The organism is Pseudomonas sp. 9Ag, assembly GCF_902506445.1.
Lineage (GTDB): Bacteria > Pseudomonadota > Gammaproteobacteria > Pseudomonadales > Pseudomonadaceae > Stutzerimonas > Stutzerimonas stutzeri_AB.
In genome coordinates, this window is record NZ_LR733836.1 from 714,613 (window position 1) to 731,941 (window position 17,329).

The 17,329-nt window shown below is 60.7% G+C and carries 15 protein-coding genes and 1 other RNA gene; 14 read left to right on the forward strand and 2 right to left on the reverse strand.

All coding sequences use genetic code 11. The features are described from left to right. Window positions 1-88: 88 nt before the first annotated feature. Both ALTERO38_RS03280 and ALTERO38_RS03285 read right to left on the reverse strand, forming a co-directional pair. Window positions 89-508, reverse strand: coding sequence for a YraN family protein (locus ALTERO38_RS03280; protein WP_148925080.1), 420 nt, complete (start codon window positions 506-508; stop codon window positions 89-91). Then, entirely contained in the window at window positions 454-2,220 is a 1,767-nt protein-coding gene (locus tag ALTERO38_RS03285; protein WP_159967260.1) for a penicillin-binding protein activator, read from the reverse strand. Before ALTERO38_RS03285 ends, ALTERO38_RS03280 begins: the two co-directional genes overlap by 55 nt. Before the next feature lie 121 nt (window positions 2,221-2,341). Here ALTERO38_RS03285 and rsmI point away from each other — a divergent pair, with 121 nt between their 5' ends. The 14 genes from rsmI (at window position 2,342) to ALTERO38_RS03355 (ending at window position 17,326) form a co-directional block, all read left to right on the forward strand. Next, complete coding sequence (gene rsmI / locus ALTERO38_RS03290; RefSeq protein ID WP_159967261.1) at window positions 2,342-3,217, forward strand: 16S rRNA (cytidine(1402)-2'-O)-methyltransferase; 876 nt, start codon at window positions 2,342-2,344, stop codon at window positions 3,215-3,217. Between the two features lie 95 nt (window positions 3,218-3,312). After that, an RNA gene (gene rnpB / locus ALTERO38_RS03295) (RNase P RNA component class A) lies at window positions 3,313-3,671 on the forward strand. 291 nt (window positions 3,672-3,962) lie between these two features. Continuing rightward, window positions 3,963-4,418, forward strand: coding sequence for a division/cell wall cluster transcriptional repressor MraZ (mraZ, locus tag ALTERO38_RS03300; protein WP_159967262.1), 456 nt, complete (start codon window positions 3,963-3,965; stop codon window positions 4,416-4,418). Next, window positions 4,415-5,362: a 16S rRNA (cytosine(1402)-N(4))-methyltransferase RsmH gene (gene rsmH / locus ALTERO38_RS03305; protein ID WP_159967263.1), complete on the forward strand. Its 948-nt coding sequence runs from the start codon at window positions 4,415-4,417 to the stop codon at window positions 5,360-5,362. The genes mraZ and rsmH overlap by 4 nt, the downstream gene beginning before the upstream one ends. A gap of 17 nt (window positions 5,363-5,379) precedes the next feature. Further along, the gene (gene ftsL, locus ALTERO38_RS03310) at window positions 5,380-5,649 is read left to right on the forward strand and encodes a cell division protein FtsL (RefSeq protein WP_200637112.1); all 270 of its coding nucleotides are present in this window, start codon (window positions 5,380-5,382) and stop codon (window positions 5,647-5,649) included. Beyond that, the gene (locus tag ALTERO38_RS03315) at window positions 5,646-7,376 is read left to right on the forward strand and encodes a penicillin-binding protein 2 (RefSeq protein WP_159967264.1); all 1,731 of its coding nucleotides are present in this window, start codon (window positions 5,646-5,648) and stop codon (window positions 7,374-7,376) included. Before ftsL ends, ALTERO38_RS03315 begins: the two co-directional genes overlap by 4 nt. Next, window positions 7,376-8,839, forward strand: coding sequence for a UDP-N-acetylmuramoyl-L-alanyl-D-glutamate--2,6-diaminopimelate ligase (locus ALTERO38_RS03320; protein ID WP_159967265.1), 1,464 nt, complete (start codon window positions 7,376-7,378; stop codon window positions 8,837-8,839). The genes ALTERO38_RS03315 and ALTERO38_RS03320 overlap by 1 nt, the downstream gene beginning before the upstream one ends. Beyond that, a complete protein-coding gene (gene murF / locus ALTERO38_RS03325) occupies window positions 8,832-10,208 on the forward strand; it encodes a UDP-N-acetylmuramoyl-tripeptide--D-alanyl-D-alanine ligase (RefSeq protein ID WP_159967266.1) in 1,377 nt (458 codons plus the stop codon). The genes ALTERO38_RS03320 and murF overlap by 8 nt, the downstream gene beginning before the upstream one ends. After that, the gene (gene mraY, locus ALTERO38_RS03330) at window positions 10,208-11,290 is read left to right on the forward strand and encodes a phospho-N-acetylmuramoyl-pentapeptide-transferase (RefSeq protein WP_148925072.1); all 1,083 of its coding nucleotides are present in this window, start codon (window positions 10,208-10,210) and stop codon (window positions 11,288-11,290) included. Before murF ends, mraY begins: the two co-directional genes overlap by 1 nt. Window positions 11,291-11,296: 6 nt before the next feature. After that, complete coding sequence (gene murD, locus ALTERO38_RS03335) at window positions 11,297-12,640, forward strand: UDP-N-acetylmuramoyl-L-alanine--D-glutamate ligase (protein WP_159967267.1); 1,344 nt, start codon at window positions 11,297-11,299, stop codon at window positions 12,638-12,640. Continuing rightward, window positions 12,640-13,872: a putative lipid II flippase FtsW gene (gene ftsW / locus ALTERO38_RS03340; protein ID WP_159967268.1), complete on the forward strand. Its 1,233-nt coding sequence runs from the start codon at window positions 12,640-12,642 to the stop codon at window positions 13,870-13,872. The genes murD and ftsW overlap by 1 nt, the downstream gene beginning before the upstream one ends. Next, entirely contained in the window at window positions 13,862-14,932 is a 1,071-nt protein-coding gene (gene murG / locus ALTERO38_RS03345) for an undecaprenyldiphospho-muramoylpentapeptide beta-N-acetylglucosaminyltransferase (RefSeq protein ID WP_159967269.1), read from the forward strand. The genes ftsW and murG overlap by 11 nt, the downstream gene beginning before the upstream one ends. Continuing rightward, on the forward strand, window positions 14,925-16,385 hold the full coding sequence (gene murC, locus ALTERO38_RS03350) for a UDP-N-acetylmuramate--L-alanine ligase (RefSeq protein ID WP_159967270.1): 1,461 nt from the start codon (window positions 14,925-14,927) through the stop codon (window positions 16,383-16,385). Before murG ends, murC begins: the two co-directional genes overlap by 8 nt. Beyond that, entirely contained in the window at window positions 16,382-17,326 is a 945-nt protein-coding gene (locus ALTERO38_RS03355) for a D-alanine--D-alanine ligase (RefSeq protein ID WP_159967271.1), read from the forward strand. The genes murC and ALTERO38_RS03355 overlap by 4 nt, the downstream gene beginning before the upstream one ends. The last annotated feature ends 3 nt before the right edge of the window (window positions 17,327-17,329 follow it).

Consider the following 17,329-nt stretch of genomic DNA (forward strand, 5'->3'; position numbering starts at 1 on the left):
GACGGGCCGGGCTGCTTTAGCCGTGCCGCAAGGAGTCTTCGGTGTAGAGGTGATGTGCACGAGCTGGTGAGAACCCAAAAGGGCATCTTTAACTATCGAAGGCATTTCGAATCCAGCTGGGGTGCGCTCCGCCTTCGGTGGAGCCCATGGCGACAACGTCGAAGCGACAGGGGTGTTTTGCCCAGCGACTCTCCTTCAGCAGGAACAGCTGGGCTGCCTTGATCAGCTTCTGCTGTTTGCGCAGATCCACGCTCTCGAGTGCGCCGCCCCATGCGGCGTGACGCCTGTATCGAACCTCGACGAATACTACTGTATCGCCATCGAGCATGACCAGATCAAGCTCGCCGCTGCGACAGCTCCAGTTTCGGCAGATCAGGCGTAGCCCGCAGGTCTCAAGGTGTCGCAAGGTCAAGTCTTCGGCGAGCTTCCCGCTGATCTGCTTGCTGTTCGTTATCAATAGGACGTATCCGGGAGCGGATGAACTTCGCCGTCGCGGAATTCGGCCCATGGCAGTTCCCGTTCGATCCGCTGCTGCGGAGTCAGGCTGAGTGTGCCGGAAAGGCCTTCGAGTCGAGTATCCGGTAGCGCTAGAAGCTGGTTCAGGCGCGGTGCCAGCTGGTAGGCGTCAGCGCCCATTGCATACAGTCTGCCGAGACTGCCTCGGGCTTGCGGCCATTTGCGCTCGATTTCCTGTCGCAATGGCAATTGTGAATCAAGCAGCCAGGGGGTTTCGGTAAAGCGGATGCCCTCGAGGTCCAGATACTGCGTGCGGTTATCTGTGGCAGCGTGAAGGTGAGAAGTAGCGTAGACGGGTAGGTCTCCAGCGTACTGGAAGATCAGTGTGGGTTTGACTTGTTGCGCCTGCTGCGGAGTCGCAGCAAGGAAGAGAAAATCGATATCCTGGCGGCGCGATGGCTGCGCTTCATCGCCTGTTCCGTTGCTGCGTATCTGCAGCAGATCCGCTATTTGATTTGCCAGCTCGATGGGTTCGGCCAAGGGTTCTGCGGCGACTACGGTGCCACCTAGCGCCTGCCATTCCTGGCGGAAGGCCTCGAATACACGATTACCCCAGTCGCCACGAGGCGTCAGAGCTACGGCGCGGCGGTGACCGTCTGTCCAGGCGCGGCGAGCTACTTCGCGCGCTTCGTCTTCTGCCGCGAGGCCGAACTGAAACAGTTGCGGTGGCACTTTTTGGTTCGCGTCGCTGTAATTGAGGGCAAGAGTGGTGATGGGGAGCTGCTCGCGGTCGGCCAGCTGGCGGACCATGTCCTTTTCCAGTGGGCCGATGACCAGCTCAACGCCCGCGGCAGACGCCTGGCGGTAAAATTCATTGAGCGAAGACAGTCGGGTGCTGTCGAATAATTCGATCTTGAGATCTTGCTGCCCGGCGAGGTGAGCGGCGAGGAACCCGTCGCGCAGCGCGCGCGCAACGCTGGCCAATGGGCCATCCATTGGGAGCAGCAACGCTACATGTGACAAAGGTTTGTCAGCCAGCTCTCTGAGTTTCTGCAGTGGCGCCGGCAGTCGTCGCGCTGCCTGATGGTTGGGGTTCTGCTGTAGCCAGGCGTCGATTGCACGTTGCTGCTGGTTGAGGGTGCCGGCCTGCTTGACGGCTGCTGCAAGGTTTATCCAGCCGGTTAGATCCGTGTCTGTGTTCGGTTGCAGTTGGTCGATCGGCAGACTCGATACAAGCGACCAGATAGCTTCGTGATTGGCTTCGGCCGCCTCGCCGCTTAACAGAGGGGCTATGAAGGTGCGTTCGCGAGCTGCGTCGAGAGCTTGGTCGTTCGCTTCGAATGCTTGGGCGCGGGCCAGTTGGGTTCGTAGCTGCTGGTCTACGGGTAGTTCTGCGAGGCGTTCGAACGCTGGGTGCTGAAGCGCCTGCAGAGCGCTCTTGGGCTCGCCAGCAGCTAAGGCCAGCTCTGCTTGCAGGGTTTTCGCAAACATTTGCTCGGCAGGCATCAATTGATTGAGGTCGATTTGACTGAGGATCTCCTGTGCTTGAGCCTGATTGCCCTGCTGCATGCTCTGGTTGGCTGCAGACAGTCGCAGTGATGCTGCCTTGGCGGGGTCGCTGGCTTCGGCCTCTTTCAATAACTGCTGCGTTGATGCCTGTGGTGTTCTGGGTAATTCACCGAGAGTGGACGACGGCGAGCTGGCGCAAGCCGACAGCAGAGCGGCAATGCATAAAAAGATAAGCGGGCGAAAGCGGGCCGTCATGTGTTCGTTCCTGAAAGGCGATGGCGGGTGTCGGCGGATTGTACCCAAGCATTGGCGGGGTCGCGATGTCGCCGCCCGTAAACGGGCTACAATGCGCGTTTTAGTGACTGAGGTAAGCTCTGTGACTGCGACAGGTGATGTGAATTCCGCGGTGGGTACGCTCTACGTAGTCGCCACGCCAATCGGCAACCTCGAAGATATCAGTGCGCGGGCTTTGCGCGTCCTATCCGAGGTAACGCTGATCGCCGCGGAGGACACTCGTCATTCGTCTCGGCTGCTGCAGCACTTCGGTATTACTACACCGTTGGCAGCGTGCCATGAGCATAACGAGCGAGATGAGGGTGGACGCTTCATCAGGCGACTACTGGCCGGTGACGATGTGGCGCTGATCTCCGATGCGGGTACGCCACTGATATCCGACCCTGGCTACCACCTTGTTCGCCTATCGCGTGCAGCAGGGGTGCGTGTCGTTCCGTTGCCTGGCGCCTGCGCGCTTATCGCGGCACTGTGCGCTGCGGGTCTGCCGTCTGATCGATTCATCTTCGAGGGCTTTTTGCCTGCTAAGCAGGTCGCGCGTCTCGCTCGTCTGGAGCACTTGCGGGATGAGCCGCGTACGCTGATTTTCTATGAGGCGCCGCATCGAATCCTTGCTGCGCTGGCTGATCTTGAGGCTGTGTTCGGTCCCGATCGGCTAGCTGTGCTGGGGCGCGAGTTGACTAAAACCTTCGAGACACTGAAGGGGCTTCCATTGGGCGAACTGCGCGCTTGGGTTGAATCAGATATCAATCAGCAGCGCGGCGAGTGCGTGCTTGTGGTGGGCGGTTGGCGAGCGCCGAACGAGGATGACACAGTCGATGCGAATGCCCGGCGGGTGTTGAGTCTGCTGTTAGCCGAACTTCCGGTTAAGCGTGCCGCGGCGCTTGCCTCGGAGATCACGGGGGTCAGGAAAAATTTGCTGTATCAACTCGCATTACAGGAAAAGGATACGAGCCAATAAAGCTGTTGGATGATTGGCGGAGTGGTTCTGCCACTTCGGTCGCCGGCTAGCCGCAGCTTGCAGCTCTCGCTGTATGCAAGTACTCTGGCCGCCGGAGAGTCGATCGGACAGTCGCTGTCTCTTTTTGTTCCGCAAGAAGGGAGGGAGGAAAGTCCGGGCTCCATAGGGCGAAGTGCCAGGTAACGCCTGGGAGGCGTGAGCCTACGGAAAGTGCCACAGAAAATAACCGCCTAAGCGCTTCGGTGCCGGTAAGGGTGAAAAGGTGCGGTAAGAGCGCACCGCACGGCTGGCAACAGTCCGTGGCTAGGTAAACCCCACTTGGAGCAAGACCAAATAGGGATCCATTGGCGTGGCCCGCGCTGGATCCGGGTAGGTTGCTAGAGGCAGTCAGTGATGGCTGTCGTAGAGGAATGACTGTCCTCGACAGAACCCGGCTTACAGATCGACTCTCCGAATTTTCTCGACACATCCCTCCTGTTTAGACCAAAAAATTCTTGCTCTTCATAAAGTACTTTAACTTCGAAGTGCAGGCTTTTGCGTTTGCTGAATATCTCTATTCGCTATCCCTTACGGTTTACCGTTTATCTCCGTTTCGCTTGCTAAATTCCCGTCACATAAGGGTTTTTCCCGTCCGGCGTACCTTGACGGTGGGGCTGCTGCATTTCTATAGTGCGCACAAGTGGTAGAAAGTGGAATGAAGTGGGTTTTTATGGGCATGGATAGCTAAATCAGGGGAAGCGCAGCCGTGTTTCGCGGAGCAAACGCCATCAGTCTCGATGCCAAAGGCCGGCTAGCGATGCCAAGCCGGTACCGTGACGAGCTCGTTTTGCGTTGCGAGGGCCAGCTGATCATCACCATCGATGCTGTGGATCGATGCCTGGGAATTTACCCATTGCCTGAGTGGGAGCTGATCGAAGCCAAGCTTCGTGAGTTGCCTTCTTTAAGAGAAGAAAGTCGCCGACTGCAGCGTTTGCTGATCGGGAATGCGGTCGATCTGGAAATGGACGGCAATGGTCGCGTTCTGGTGCCGCCGCGTTTGCGTGAATACGCCGGGCTGGATAAGCGGGCCATGCTGGTCGGTCAGCTGAACAAGTTCAGCTTGTGGAACGAGGACGACTGGAACGCACAAGCGGATGCGGACCTGGCGGCCATCAAACAACCCGGTGCTTTGCCGGAAGAACTGCGTGATCTAATCCTGTGAGCCCGACCAGCAACTATAACCATGTCACCGTTTTGCTCGACGAGGCCGTCGCGGCCCTTGGCGTGCGTCCCGACGGTCGTTATCTGGATGGGACCTTCGGTCGCGGCGGACATAGCCGCCTGCTGCTACGGCAGCTTGGGCCTGATGGCTGTTTGCTAGGATTCGACAAAGACCCGCTAGCAATCGCTACGGGGCAAGCACTGGCGGCCGAGGATGGCCGCTTTGTCGTTGTGCAGAGAAGTTTCGCAGAGCTTGGCGCGGAGCTTGAGCAGCGCGGCTGGACCGGCACGTTGAGCGGTGTGCTGCTGGATCTTGGCGTATCTTCACCGCAGCTGGACGACCCCGAGCGCGGCTTCAGCTTTCTGAACGATGGTCCTCTCGATATGCGCATGGACCCCAGTCGAGGGGTCAGTGCTGCTGAGTGGATCGCAACCGCCCACGAAGACGATATCTCCAGAGTATTCCGGGAATACGGCGAAGAGCGCTTTGCCAAGCGCATGGCTCGTGCCGTAGTGCAGCGTCGTGCGGTGCAGCCTTTTGAGCGTACGGCTGATCTCGCACAAGTCATTACGGTGGCCAACCCTGCTTGGGAGAAAGGCAAGAACCCCGCCACACGGGCCTTCCAGGGGTTGCGCATTTTTATCAATAACGAACTTGGCGACTTGGAAGCAGGGCTCGAGGCCGCTCTCGAGGGGCTCGATGTGGGTGGCCGGCTGGTGGTGATCAGCTTTCACTCGCTGGAAGACCGCATCGTCAAACAGTTCATGCGCCGGCATGCGAAAGGCGAGGCCGACACGCTCCCGCGTGACCTGCCGATCATTCCTGAAAAATTCGTGCCTCGGCTGAAGCTGCTGGGCAAACCGCAATACGCGTCCGCCGAAGAGGTCAAGGCGAACCCGCGTTCGCGCAGCGCCGTGATGCGTGTGGCGGAGAAGTTGCAGTGACTCAGCTGCGTCGCGCCATGCCCAACGGCAGCCTGCTGATGCTGGTGCTGTTTATTGCCGTGCTGTTGTCGGCAATTGGCGTCGCTTATAGCGCGCACTGGAACCGGCAGTTACTCAATGAGCTTTACGGTGAGCTCAGTGTGCGCGACAAAGCGCAGGCTGAATGGGGGCGTCTAATTCTTGAGCAGAGCACCTGGACTGCTCACAGCCGGATTGAGACCTTGGCTTCCGAGCAGTTGAAGATGCACATCCCTGAAGCGGCAGCTGTCAGGCTGGTGGCACCATGAAGCTTCAGGGCGCGCTCTATCCGTGGCGTTTTCGCATCGTGCTGGCTCTGCTGGCATTGATGGTTGGTGCCATTGCATGGCGCATCGTTGACCTGCAGGTACTGGATCAGGGGTTTCTGAAGGGCCAGGGAGATGCGCGCAGCGTGCGCCACATTCCAATCCCCGCGCATCGTGGACTCATGACCGATCGTCACGGCGAGCCCCTGGCTGTGAGTACCCCGGTCACTACGCTTTGGGCGAACCCGCGCGAAATGCAAAGCGCACAGGCTCGCTGGCCCGAACTGGCTGAGGCGCTGGGGCAGGACCCCGCCGGATTGCAGCAGCGCCTCAAGGCGCAGGCCGAGCGAGAGTTCATGTACCTGGTGCGCGGTCTGACCCCTGAGCAGGGGCAGCGGGTTCTGGATCTGGATATACCGGGCGTTTACGCGCAAGAGGAATTTCGCCGTTTCTACCCCGCCGGTGAGGTGGCCGCTCACGTGGTCGGCTTTACCGATATCGACGATCACGGTCGTGAAGGTATGGAACTCGCCTACAACGAATGGTTGGCCGGTGTACCGGGTAAGCGGCAGGTGTTGAAGGACCGTCGCGGCCGTTTGATCAAGGATGTTCAGGTGGTCAAGAACGCCAAGGCCGGCAAGGCGCTTGCGCTGTCCCTTGACCTGCGTCTGCAGTATCTGGCGCATCGCGAGCTGCGTAACGCTCTGCTGGAGTTTGGCGCCAAGGCTGGCAGCTTGGTCGTGCTCGACGTGAAGACGGGCGAAGTGCTGGCTATGGTCAATCAGCCGACCTATAACCCGAACAATCGCCGAAATCTGCAGCCAGCGGCGATGCGTAACCGGGCCATGACGGACCTGTTCGAGCCGGGTTCGACGATGAAACCCATCTCTATGAGCGCGGCTCTCGAAACAGGACGGTGGGAGCCCAGCGACTTGGTCGAGGTGTGGCCAGGATCGCTGCGCATCGGTCGCTACACGATCCGAGACGTCTCCAGAACCGAAGGGCGAGAGCTTAGCCTGACGGGCATTCTCATCAATTCTTCCAACGTCGGAATGAGCAAGGTCGCCTTCGATATCGGCGGCGCTGCAATTCATGAGGTCATGCGCAAGATCGGTTTCGGCCAGGACACCGGCTTGGGCTTTCCAGGTGAGCGAGTCGGCAATCTTCCGACCCACCGTGAGTGGCGCCAGGCCGAAACTGCCACGCTTTCGTATGGCTATGGCCTGTCGGTGACCGCTGTGCAATTGGCTCACGCCTATGGCGCACTGGCCAATGACGGGCGCCTGGTGCCGATGTCATTGATCCGGGTGGACCACAAGCCAGAAGGCGTAGAAGTGGTGTCGCCGGAAGTGGCCAAAACCCTTCAGGGCATGCTTCAGGAAGTGATCGAAGCCCCGCGTGGCGTATTCCGTGCCCAGGTGCCGGGCTATCACGTAGCGGGCAAGAGCGGTACCGCGCGCAAGGCCTCGGCTAACAGTCGCGGCTATCAGGAAAATGCCTATCGGTCGATGTTCGCCGGTTTCGGGCCGATGCGAGATCCACGCATCGCCATCGCGGTGGTCATCGACGAGCCCAGCAAGAGCGGCTATTACGGCGGCCTGGTATCGGCCCCCGTGTTCAGTCGCGTGATGTCCGGCGCGCTGCGTCTGATGAATGTTGCTCCTGACAATCTTCCTCCGGAGGACGTCAAGACCGCCGACGCTGACAAGACCAAGGGAGGGCGTATCTGATGCCGATGCCGCTGAATCAGTTACTGCCTCAAGCTGCCAGCGATACCCTCATTCGAGAGCTGACGCTGGACAGCCGCAAGGTCCGCCCAGGCGATCTGTTTCTGGCTGTGCCCGGTTATCAGCAAGACGGCCGCGTGCACATCGCAGATGCGATTGCTCACGGCGCAGCCGCCATCGCGTACGAAGCCGAAGGGGCTGCGAAAATGACCGCGGCTAGCGCTGAGCTGGTCCCGGTTCGCAACCTGGCGGGACAGCTTTCAGCTATTGCCGGGCGGTTCTACGGTGAACCGAGTCGCGGTCTGCATCTGGTCGGCGTGACCGGAACCAACGGCAAGACCAGCGTGACCTACTTGATTGCCCAGGCTCTGGATCGTTTGGGTGAGCGTTGCGGAATCATCGGCACCCTCGGGACCGGCTTTCACGGCGAGTTGGTCCTTGGTCAGCACACCACACCTGATGCCATCGGCGTACAGGCCAATCTGGCGAGCCTGCGGAAGCAGGGCGCGCGCGCAATTGCGATGGAGGTGTCCTCGCATGGGCTGGCGCAGGGCCGGGTTGCCGCGCTCGCGTTCGATGTGGCGGTGTTCACAAATCTGTCCCGAGACCACCTCGACTATCACGGTTCCATGGAAGCCTACGGCGAGGTCAAGGCACAGCTATTCAATATGCCGGGGCTCGGGTGTCGGGTGATCAATCTGGACGACGCGCTGGGCCGATCGCTCGCGCAAGAGCACCCGGAATCGCGCTTGATCACTTATAGCCTGGAAGATGCCTCGGCTTACCTCTACTGCCCAGAGGCGCGGCTGGACGACAGCGGAATCCACGCGCGGCTGGTGACCCCGCAAGGGGAGCGCTCGCTGCGTAGCTCGCTACTCGGCCGGTTCAATGTCAGCAATGTGCTTGCGGCGGTGGGCGCCTTGCTGGGCATGAATTACGCGCTCGACGAAGTTTTAGCAGTGCTGCAGGAGATTGATGGCCCGGCCGGCCGAATGCAGCGGCTAGGTGGTGGCGATCGCCCGTTGGTGGTGGTCGATTACGCTCATACGCCGGATGCGCTTGAAAAGGTTCTTGTCGCTCTACGTCCGCATGCCCGCGGTCAGTTGCTGTGCCTGTTCGGCTGCGGTGGTGATCGAGACCGCGGCAAGCGCTCGCTGATGGCTCAGGTAGCCGAGCGTTTGGCGGACCGCGTCATAGTCACCGATGACAACCCGCGCCATGAAGATCCGCAGCAGATCCTCGATGAGATCCGTGCAGGTTTCAGCGCACCCGAGCAAGCGCTATTTGTGCCAGGGCGCGCCGCGGCCATTGCCCGCTGTATTGAGAGCGCCAGCATTGATGATGTGGTGTTGCTGGCCGGCAAGGGGCATGAGGACTACCAGGAAATAAAGGGCGAGCGTCTGCCATTCTCCGATCTCGAGCAGGCCTCGACGGCCCTGGCTGCCTGGAGGGATTCCCATGCTTGAAGCCAAGCGTCTAAGTGATCTGGTCGAGCCGTTGTCAGCCAAGCTGATCAACGCCGATGCAACCTTTAGCGCTGTCAGCACCGACAGTCGGGCAATCGAGCCTGGGCAGCTTTTCATTGCGCTCACCGGGCCTCGCTTCGACGGCCATACCTACCTTGCGGAAGTTGCGGCCAAAGGCGCTGTCGCCGCTTTGGTCGAGCGTCATGTGCCCGAGGTCTCTTTACCTCAGCTTGTCGTCGCCGATAGCCGTGTCGCCCTCGGTCAGCTGGGAGCGCTCAATCGCGACGCGTTCACCGGTCCGGTCGCGGCGATCACCGGCTCCAGCGGCAAGACCAGCGTCAAGGAACTGCTGGCCAGTATCTTGCGCGCCGCCTATGGCGACGATGCGGTTCTTGCCACACGCGGCAATCTCAACAACGATTTGGGCGCACCGCTCACGCTGCTGGAGTTAGGTCCTCAGCATAAGGCTGCGGTGATTGAGCTAGGTGCTTCACGCGTTGGCGAAATCGCCTATACCGTCAGCCTGACTCGGCCAGATGTCAGCTTGATTACCAACGCGGGCACGGCTCATGTTGGCGAATTCGGTGGGCCGGAAAAAATCGTCGAGGCCAAGGGCGAGATTCTCGATGGTCTCGGCGCCAAAGGTGTCGCCGTGCTCAATCGTGACGACCGCGCCTATTCGGTGTGGGAGCGCCGAGTGGCAGGCAAGCGAGTAGTGAGCTTTGCCGTCACGAGCCCGCTGGCCGACTTTCACCCGGCTTCGATTGCTTACGATCTTCGTGGCTGTCCCAATTTCGTCCTGACCGGCCCGACCGGGTCCGTGCGTGTCCAATTGAGTCTCCTCGGCCGCCATAGCGTGGCCAATGCGCTGGCCGCCGCTGCGGCCGCCAGGGCGCTGGGCGTTGCCGCAGAGCACATCGTCGCCGGGCTTGAAAGTCTGCAGCCCGTGAAGGGCCGAGGCGTTGCGCAGATGCTGAGCAACGGCGTTCGCCTGATAGACGACACCTACAACGCCAACCCTGCGTCCATCTGTGCCGCCATCGATGTGCTGGCCGGCTTTGCTGGCCGCACGGTGCTGGTGCTTGGCGACATGGGGGAGCTGGGCTCCTGGGCCGAGCAGGGCCACCGCGAAGTCGGCAGTTACGCCCGAGGCAAAGTAGACACTTTGTTCGCGGTCGGACCGCTCATGAAGCATGCCGTGGTGGCCTTCGGTCATGGCGCGCGCCATTTCGCCGATCAGCAGAGCCTGATCGAGTCGCTGCGTCTGGAGCAGGGCAATGCGACCACCATTTTGATCAAGGGATCACGGAGCGCAGCGATGGATAACGTCGTTGCAGCACTTTCCGCGTCCGGCATGGAGAAACATTGATGCTGCTGCTACTCGCCGAGTACCTGCAACAGTTCCACACGGGCTTCGCAGTCTTTCAGTACCTGTCCCTGCGTGGGATTCTAGGCGTACTGACCGCGCTGGTGTTGTCGCTGTGGCTGGGGCCCTGGTTGATCCGTACGCTGCAGCTGCGTCAGATCGGTCAGGCGGTAAGGACTGACGGGCCGCAAACGCATCTGTCGAAATCCGGCACGCCGACCATGGGCGGCGCCCTGATCCTCAGTGCAATCGCCATCAGCACCTTGCTTTGGGCCGATCTGTCCAATCGCTATGTGTGGGTGGTGCTGGCCGTGACCCTGCTGTTCGGTGCAATCGGTTGGGTTGATGACTACCGCAAGGTGATCGAAAAAAACTCCCGCGGTCTGCCAAGCCGCTGGAAATATTTCTGGCAATCCGTCTTCGGCCTTGGTGCTGCGATCTTTCTTTACCTGACCGCGCAGACACCGGTCGAAACCACATTGATCCTCCCGCTGCTGAAGAACATCGAAATTCCGCTGGGGATCGGCTTCATCGTCCTGACCTATTTCGTCATCGTCGGCTCCAGCAATGCAGTGAACCTCACCGATGGGCTGGATGGCCTGGCAATCATGCCAACGGTGATGGTGGGCGGCGGTCTGGGCATCTTCTGCTACCTGTCGGGCAACGTGAATTTTGCCGATTACCTGCTGATTCCATACATCCCCGGAGCCGGCGAGCTGATCGTGTTCTGCGGTGCGCTGATCGGTGCCGGGCTCGGCTTTCTCTGGTTCAACACCTATCCAGCCCAGGTCTTCATGGGTGATGTGGGCGCGCTGGCGCTTGGCGCGGCCCTTGGCACCATTGCCGTGATCGTCCGCCAGGAAGTCGTGCTGTTCATCATGGGCGGGATATTCGTGATGGAAACCCTGTCGGTGATGATCCAGGTCGCCTCATTCAAGCTGACCGGCAAGCGGGTGTTCCGCATGGCTCCGATTCATCACCACTTCGAACTCAAGGGCTGGCCAGAGCCCCGCGTGATCGTGCGCTTCTGGATCATCACGGTGATCCTTGTGTTGGTTGGTCTTGCCACATTGAAGTTGAGGTAACGAAGAGTGCTCATCGCTTCCGATCAGTTCCGCATCGTCGTAGGTCTCGGCAAGAGCGGCATGTCCTTGGTTCGCCATCTGGCCAGCCGCGGTGTGCCGTTTGCCGTCGCCGACACGCGCGCGAACCCCCCGGAGTTGGCCACTCTGAAAGCGCAGTACCCGAATATCGAGGTTCATTGTGGAGAGCTCGATCCCCAGTTCCTCTGCCGCGCCAGCGAGCTGTTGGTAAGCCCGGGCCTGCCGATCAGCATGCCCGCATTGCAGGCAGCCGCTGCTAACGGAGTGAAGCTGTCCGGAGATATCGAGCTGTTCGCGCGTGAAGCCAAGGCGCCAATCGTGGCAATCACTGGGTCTAACGCGAAAAGCACTGTGACGAGTCTGGTCGGCGAGATGGCTGCTGCGGCCGGGCGCAAAGTGGCGGTTGGCGGAAACCTGGGAACGCCGGCCCTGGATCTGCTCAACGACGATGTCGAGCTCTACGTCCTCGAACTGTCGAGCTTCCAGCTGGAAATAACCGATCAGCTGAATGCGGAGGTCGCCACCTGCCTGAACATCAGTGAAGATCACATGGATCGTTATGATGGGCTGCCTGCCTACCATCAGTCTAAGCACCGCATTTTTCGGGGTGCTCGGCAGGTTGTAGTCAATCGTGACGACCGCCTTAGCCGCCCGCTGGTTGCCGACGACCTTCCAACTTGGTCCTTCGGCCTCGGCAAGCCCGATTTCAAGGGCTTCGGACTGTTCGAAGAAAGCGGGGAGAAGTACCTCGCTTTCCAGTTCGACGCTCTGATGCCGGCCAACCAGCTGAAGATGCGTGGGGCTCACAACCAGTCCAATGCGCTGGCCGCCCTGGCGCTCGGGCATGCCGTGGGTCTTCCGTTCGAGCCGATGCTCGCCACCTTGCGCAACTTTGCCGGGCTCGCCCATCGCTGCCAGTGGGTGGCGGAGCGCAAAGGCGTGACCTACTACGACGATTCGAAGGCAACCAACGTCGGTGCTGCCCTCGCAGCAATCGATGGGCTGGGTAGCGATATCACCGGTGAATTGGTGCTCATCGCCGGCGGCGATGGCAAGGGTGCGGATTTCTCAGCCTTGCACAGTCCGGTCTCTCATCAGTGCCGCGCGGTCGTCTTGCTTGGCCGCGATGCCGAACAACTGGCGGCGGCGCTTGATGGCGCTGCGCCGATCCACCGCGTTCAGACGCTTCAGGACGCTGTTCAGCTGGCAGCCAAACTGGCCCAATCCGGCGATGCGGTATTGCTCTCGCCGGCCTGTGCAAGCCTGGACATGTTCGAGAATTTCGAAGACCGCGGACGTCAGTTCGCCGCTGCGGTGGGGGCGCTGAGCTGATGATCGCTTTCCTGCGCAGCGCACCGTCACCTCTGTTCAGTCGACGCGGCCTCGACCTCGATTTCCCTATGCTCGCCGGCTGTCTGGCACTGCTAGGCCTCGGATTGGTGATGATCACCTCGGCTTCTTCGGAAGTCGCGGCCGTGAATGCCGATAATCCGATGTACTACATGATCCGCCATCTGGTTTACGTCCTGCTCGGTATTGGCGCGGCGGCATTGGTGCTTCTGGTGCCGCTGTCCGTCTGGCAGCGGCTGGACTGGATGCTGCTGATTGCTGCGTTCGTGCTGTTGATTCTGGTGCTGATTCCCGGCATTGGGCGAGAGGTAAACGGCTCGATGCGCTGGATCGGCTTCGGCGCCTTCAACGTACAGCCGTCGGAACTGGCCAAGCTGTTCGTAGTGGTATATCTCGCCGGTTACCTGGTGCGCCGCCAGCAAGAGGTACGCGAAAGTCTATGGGGCTTCCTCAAGCCGTTTCTTGTATTGCTTCCAATGGCCATGTTGCTTCTGCTCGAGCCGGACTTTGGTGCGACTGTGGTGATGATGGGCGCGGCGGTTGCCATGTTGTTCCTGGGCGGCGTTGGCCTGGTTCGATTCAGCTTGCTGGTTCTGCTCGCTGTCGGCGCGGTCTTCGTGCTGGTACAGACGCAGGAGTACCGACTGCAGCGGTTGATTACCTTCACCGATCCCTGGGCTGATCAGTACGGCGCCGGCTATCAGTTGACTCAGGCCCTGATCGCTTTTGGGCGTGGTGAATGGCTGGGTGTCGGGCTTGGCAACAGCGTCCAGAAGCAGTTCTACCTGCCTGAAGCGCACACCGATTTCGTCTTTTCCGTGCTCGCCGAAGAGCTGGGCATGGTGGGTGCGCTGCTGACCATCCTTCTATTCGCATTCGTCGGTGTCCGCGCGCTATACATCGGGCTTGCGGCCGAGCGAGCACGCCAGTTCTTTGCTGCATTTATAGCCTGGGGCGTTGCGTTCCTCTGGCTCGGTCAGTTCCTGATCAATGTTGGTGTGAACATCGGACTGTTACCTACCAAAGGCCTGACATTGCCGTTCCTGAGTTATGGCGGCAGCTCGCTGGTGGTCACCTGCGCCAGTATGGCCTTGCTGCTGCGCATCGAGTGGGAAAGCCGCACGGTACTGGGCAGCGAAGATGCCGAGTTCAGCGAGGACGATTTTGCCGAAACGCCTGTGCCCCAAAGCAAGGGGGTCGTGCATGGCCGGTAACGTCTTGATCATGGCCGGCGGAACCGGGGGGCATGTCTTCCCGGCGCTGGCCTGCGCGCACGAGTTCCAGAGTCGCGGTTATAGCGTGCACTGGCTGGGTACGCCGCGAGGCATCGAAAATGAAGTGGTTCCTGCGGCTGGATTGCCGCTGCACCTGATTCAGGTAAGCGGGCTGCGTGGTAAAGGTTTCGCTTCCTTGCTGAAGGCTCCGTTCCAGTTGCTGCGCTCGCTGGGTCAGGCCCGCCGAGTGATTCGTACCCTCCAGCCGGTCTGCGTGCTTGGGCTTGGTGGCTATGTGACGGGGCCTGGCGGTCTCGCCGCGAAGCTGGCCGGAACGCCTTTGATCATTCACGAGCAAAACGCTGTCGCTGGGACTGCCAATCGCAGCCTGGTGCCGTTCGCGCACCGCGTCTGCGAGGCGTTTCCGAATACCTTCGCCGCAAGCGACAAGCGGCGAACCACCGGCAATCCGGTGCGTCATGAGCTGTTTCTCGAAACGCCGAGACAGACCTTGCATGGCCGCCGCCCCCGGCTGCTGGTATTAGGCGGCAGTCTGGGTGCTGAGCCGTTGAACAAGCTGTTGCCGGAAGCGCTTGGTCAACTGCCTGGCGATCTGCGCCCCGAGGTGTTCCATCAGGCCGGCAAGCAGCACGCCGAGATTACGCGAGAGCGTTATGTGGCGGCGGGTGTCGACGCTGAGGTTGCACCTTTTATCAAGGACATGGCGCGGGCCTATGCCTGGGCCGATCTGGTGATCTGCCGCTCCGGCGCCTTGACCGTGTGCGAGCTGGCAGCTGCCGGCTTGCCTTCGTTTCTAGTGCCGCTGCCCCACGCAATCGACGACCACCAAACCCGTAATGCCGAATATCTGGCGAAGGAAGGCGCAGCCGTTCTTCTCCCTCAAGCAACGACCGATGCTGCAGCGCTGGCCGCGCAGCTGACCGAGGTAATGATGCAGCCGGAAAAACTCAAGGCCATGGGAGCCACGGCACGTCGTCTGGCTCGGCCGGACGCTACCCGAACCGTCGTCGATATCTGTCTGGAGGTGGCCCATGGCTAAATCCCCAGCGGCGGTCAAGGCAGAAGTAAGGCGCATGCGTCGCATCCGCCGGATTCACTTCGTCGGAGTGGGTGGCGTTGGCATGTGTGGCATCGCCGAAGTCCTTTTGAACCTCGGCTACGACGTGTCCGGCTCGGATCTCAAAACCTCGGCCAGCACCGAGCGACTGGAAAATTTCGGCGCACAGATTTACATCGGCCATCAGGCTGGAAACGTCGCCGGGGCGGACGTGCTGGTGGTGTCCAGCGCGGTAAACGCGTCCAACCCGGAGGTCGCGTTTGCCCTCGAGCAGCGGATACCGGTGGTGCCTCGCGCCGAGATGCTTGCCGAACTGATGCGCTACCGTCATGGCATCGCCGTGGCAGGCACCCATGGCAAGACCACCACTACCAGCTTGCTAGCCTCAGTGTTCGCCGCGGGTGGGCTCGATCCAACCTTTGTTATCGGCGGCCGCCTGACTGCAGCGGGCACCAATGCTCAGCTGGGTTCCAGTCGGTATCTGATTGCCGAGGCCGATGAAAGCGACGCCAGCTTCCTGCACCTGCAGCCGATGGTCGCGGTCGTCACCAACATCGACGCCGATCACATGAGCACTTACGGCGGCGATTTCGGCAAGCTGAAGAAGACCTTTGTCGAGTTCTTGCACAACCTGCCGTTCTACGGGCTGGCGGTGCTCTGTGTCGACGATCCTGTCGTGCGTGAAATCATTCCACAGGTGGGGCGCCCGATCACCACCTACGGTATGCATGAAGATGCCGATGTCAGGGCCATCAATGTTCGCCAGGAAGGGATGCGCACCTATTTCACGGTGCTGCGCGATGGCTTCGATGCGCTCGATGTGTCGGTCAATATGCCGGGCAACCATAACGTCCTCAACGCCCTGGCAACGATCGCCATCGCCACCGACGAAGGGATCGACGACGAGGCGATCGTTCTGGGCTTGTCTCAGTTCGGCGGGGTCGGCCGGCGCTTTCAGGTTTACGGAGAACTGCCGGTTGAAGACGGCAGCGTGATGCTCGTTGACGACTACGGCCATCACCCGCGTGAAGTGGCCGCTGTGATCCAGGCTGTCCGAGGGGGGTGGCCCGATCGCCGCTTGGTCATGGTCTATCAACCCCATCGGTTCAGCCGAACCCGTGATCTGTACGACGACTTCGTACAGGTGCTGAACGATGCGAATGTGTTGCTTTTGATGGAAGTGTATCCAGCCGGCGAGGAGCCCATTCCAGGTGCTGACAGCCGCCATCTTTGCCACAGCATCCGTCAACGCGGCCAGCTCGACCCGATCTATATCGACCGCGGCGTCGATTTGGCTCCGCTGGTCAAACCCCTGCTACGACCCGGCGACATCCTGCTTTGCCAGGGCGCTGGCGACATTGGCGGGCTAGCCCCGCAACTCATCAATAGTCCCCTGTTTGCTGGCGCTGTAAGCGCCACGAGGAAGAGCGAATGACGGCCCTCCAATCGACCCGCGACCCCCAGGCATTCGGCCGGGTCGCCGTGCTCTACGGCGGCAAGAGCGCCGAGCGCGAGGTGTCGCTGAAATCTGGAGCGGCAGTGCTCGCGGCCCTGCAATCGGCTGGCGTTGATGCGTTCGGTATCGATGTTGATGATCAGCTGTTGACTCGGTTGAGCAGCGAACGGATTGATCGCGCCTTTATCGTGCTGCATGGGCGTGGCGGTGAAGACGGCAGCATGCAAGGTCTGCTCGAGTGTGCCGGTATCCCTTATACCGGTAGCGGCATCCTTGCATCGGCTCTGGCCATGGACAAGCTGCGTACCAAGCAGGTCTGGCAGAGCCTTGGCCTACCGACTCCGCGGCACGCCGTTCTGGCGAGCGAGGGCGATTGTCGGGCCGCAGCTGATGGTTTGGGTTTCCCGCTGATCGTCAAGCCAGCGCATGAGGGCTCCAGCATCGGGATGGCCAAAGTTGCAGGTATCGATGAGCTGATTGCGGCCTGGCGCGCCGCGAGTCTCTACGACTCGCAGGTGCTGGTCGAACAGTGGATCCAGGGTCCGGAGTTCACGATCGCCACACTGCGCGGCAAGGTGCTTCCACCGATTGGTCTGGGCACGCCGCACACTTTCTACGACTACGACGCCAAGTATGTCGCCAACGACACCCAGTACCGGATTCCCTGCGGGCTCGACGCTGCGAAAGAACTGGAATTGAAGGACCTGTCCGCCCGTGCCTGTGAAGCCGTGGGCATTCAGGGCTGGGCGCGTGTCGACGTCATGCAGGACAACAGCGGCGCTTTCTGGCTGTTGGAGGTGAACACCGTTCCAGGCATGACTGACCATAGCCTGGTGCCTATGGCCGCGCGGGCAGCAGGGCTGGACTTCCAGCAGTTGGTCCTCGCGATTCTGGATGCCAGCATGGCGACGGGGAACTGATCG

What these genes read in the sequence shown, in the direction of transcription:
- ALTERO38_RS03355 (WP_159967271.1), top strand. Translation starts at nt 16,382, where the DNA reads ATGACGGCCCTCCAATCGACCCGCGACCCCCAGGCATTCGGCCGGGTC.
- ALTERO38_RS03320 (WP_159967265.1), top strand. Translation starts at nt 7,376, where the DNA reads ATGCCGATGCCGCTGAATCAGTTACTGCCTCAAGCTGCCAGCGATACC.
- ftsL (WP_200637112.1), top strand. Translation starts at nt 5,380, where the DNA reads ATGCCCAACGGCAGCCTGCTGATGCTGGTGCTGTTTATTGCCGTGCTG.
- ALTERO38_RS03285 (WP_159967260.1), bottom strand. Translation starts at nt 2,220, where the DNA reads ATGACGGCCCGCTTTCGCCCGCTTATCTTTTTATGCATTGCCGCTCTG.
- murG (WP_159967269.1), top strand. Translation starts at nt 13,862, where the DNA reads ATGGCCGGTAACGTCTTGATCATGGCCGGCGGAACCGGGGGGCATGTC.
- murF (WP_159967266.1), top strand. Translation starts at nt 8,832, where the DNA reads ATGCTTGAAGCCAAGCGTCTAAGTGATCTGGTCGAGCCGTTGTCAGCC.
- ALTERO38_RS03280 (WP_148925080.1), bottom strand. Translation starts at nt 508, where the DNA reads ATGGGCCGAATTCCGCGACGGCGAAGTTCATCCGCTCCCGGATACGTC.
- murC (WP_159967270.1), top strand. Translation starts at nt 14,925, where the DNA reads ATGGCTAAATCCCCAGCGGCGGTCAAGGCAGAAGTAAGGCGCATGCGT.
- ftsW (WP_159967268.1), top strand. Translation starts at nt 12,640, where the DNA reads ATGATCGCTTTCCTGCGCAGCGCACCGTCACCTCTGTTCAGTCGACGC.
- ALTERO38_RS03315 (WP_159967264.1), top strand. Translation starts at nt 5,646, where the DNA reads ATGAAGCTTCAGGGCGCGCTCTATCCGTGGCGTTTTCGCATCGTGCTG.
- mraY (WP_148925072.1), top strand. Translation starts at nt 10,208, where the DNA reads ATGCTGCTGCTACTCGCCGAGTACCTGCAACAGTTCCACACGGGCTTC.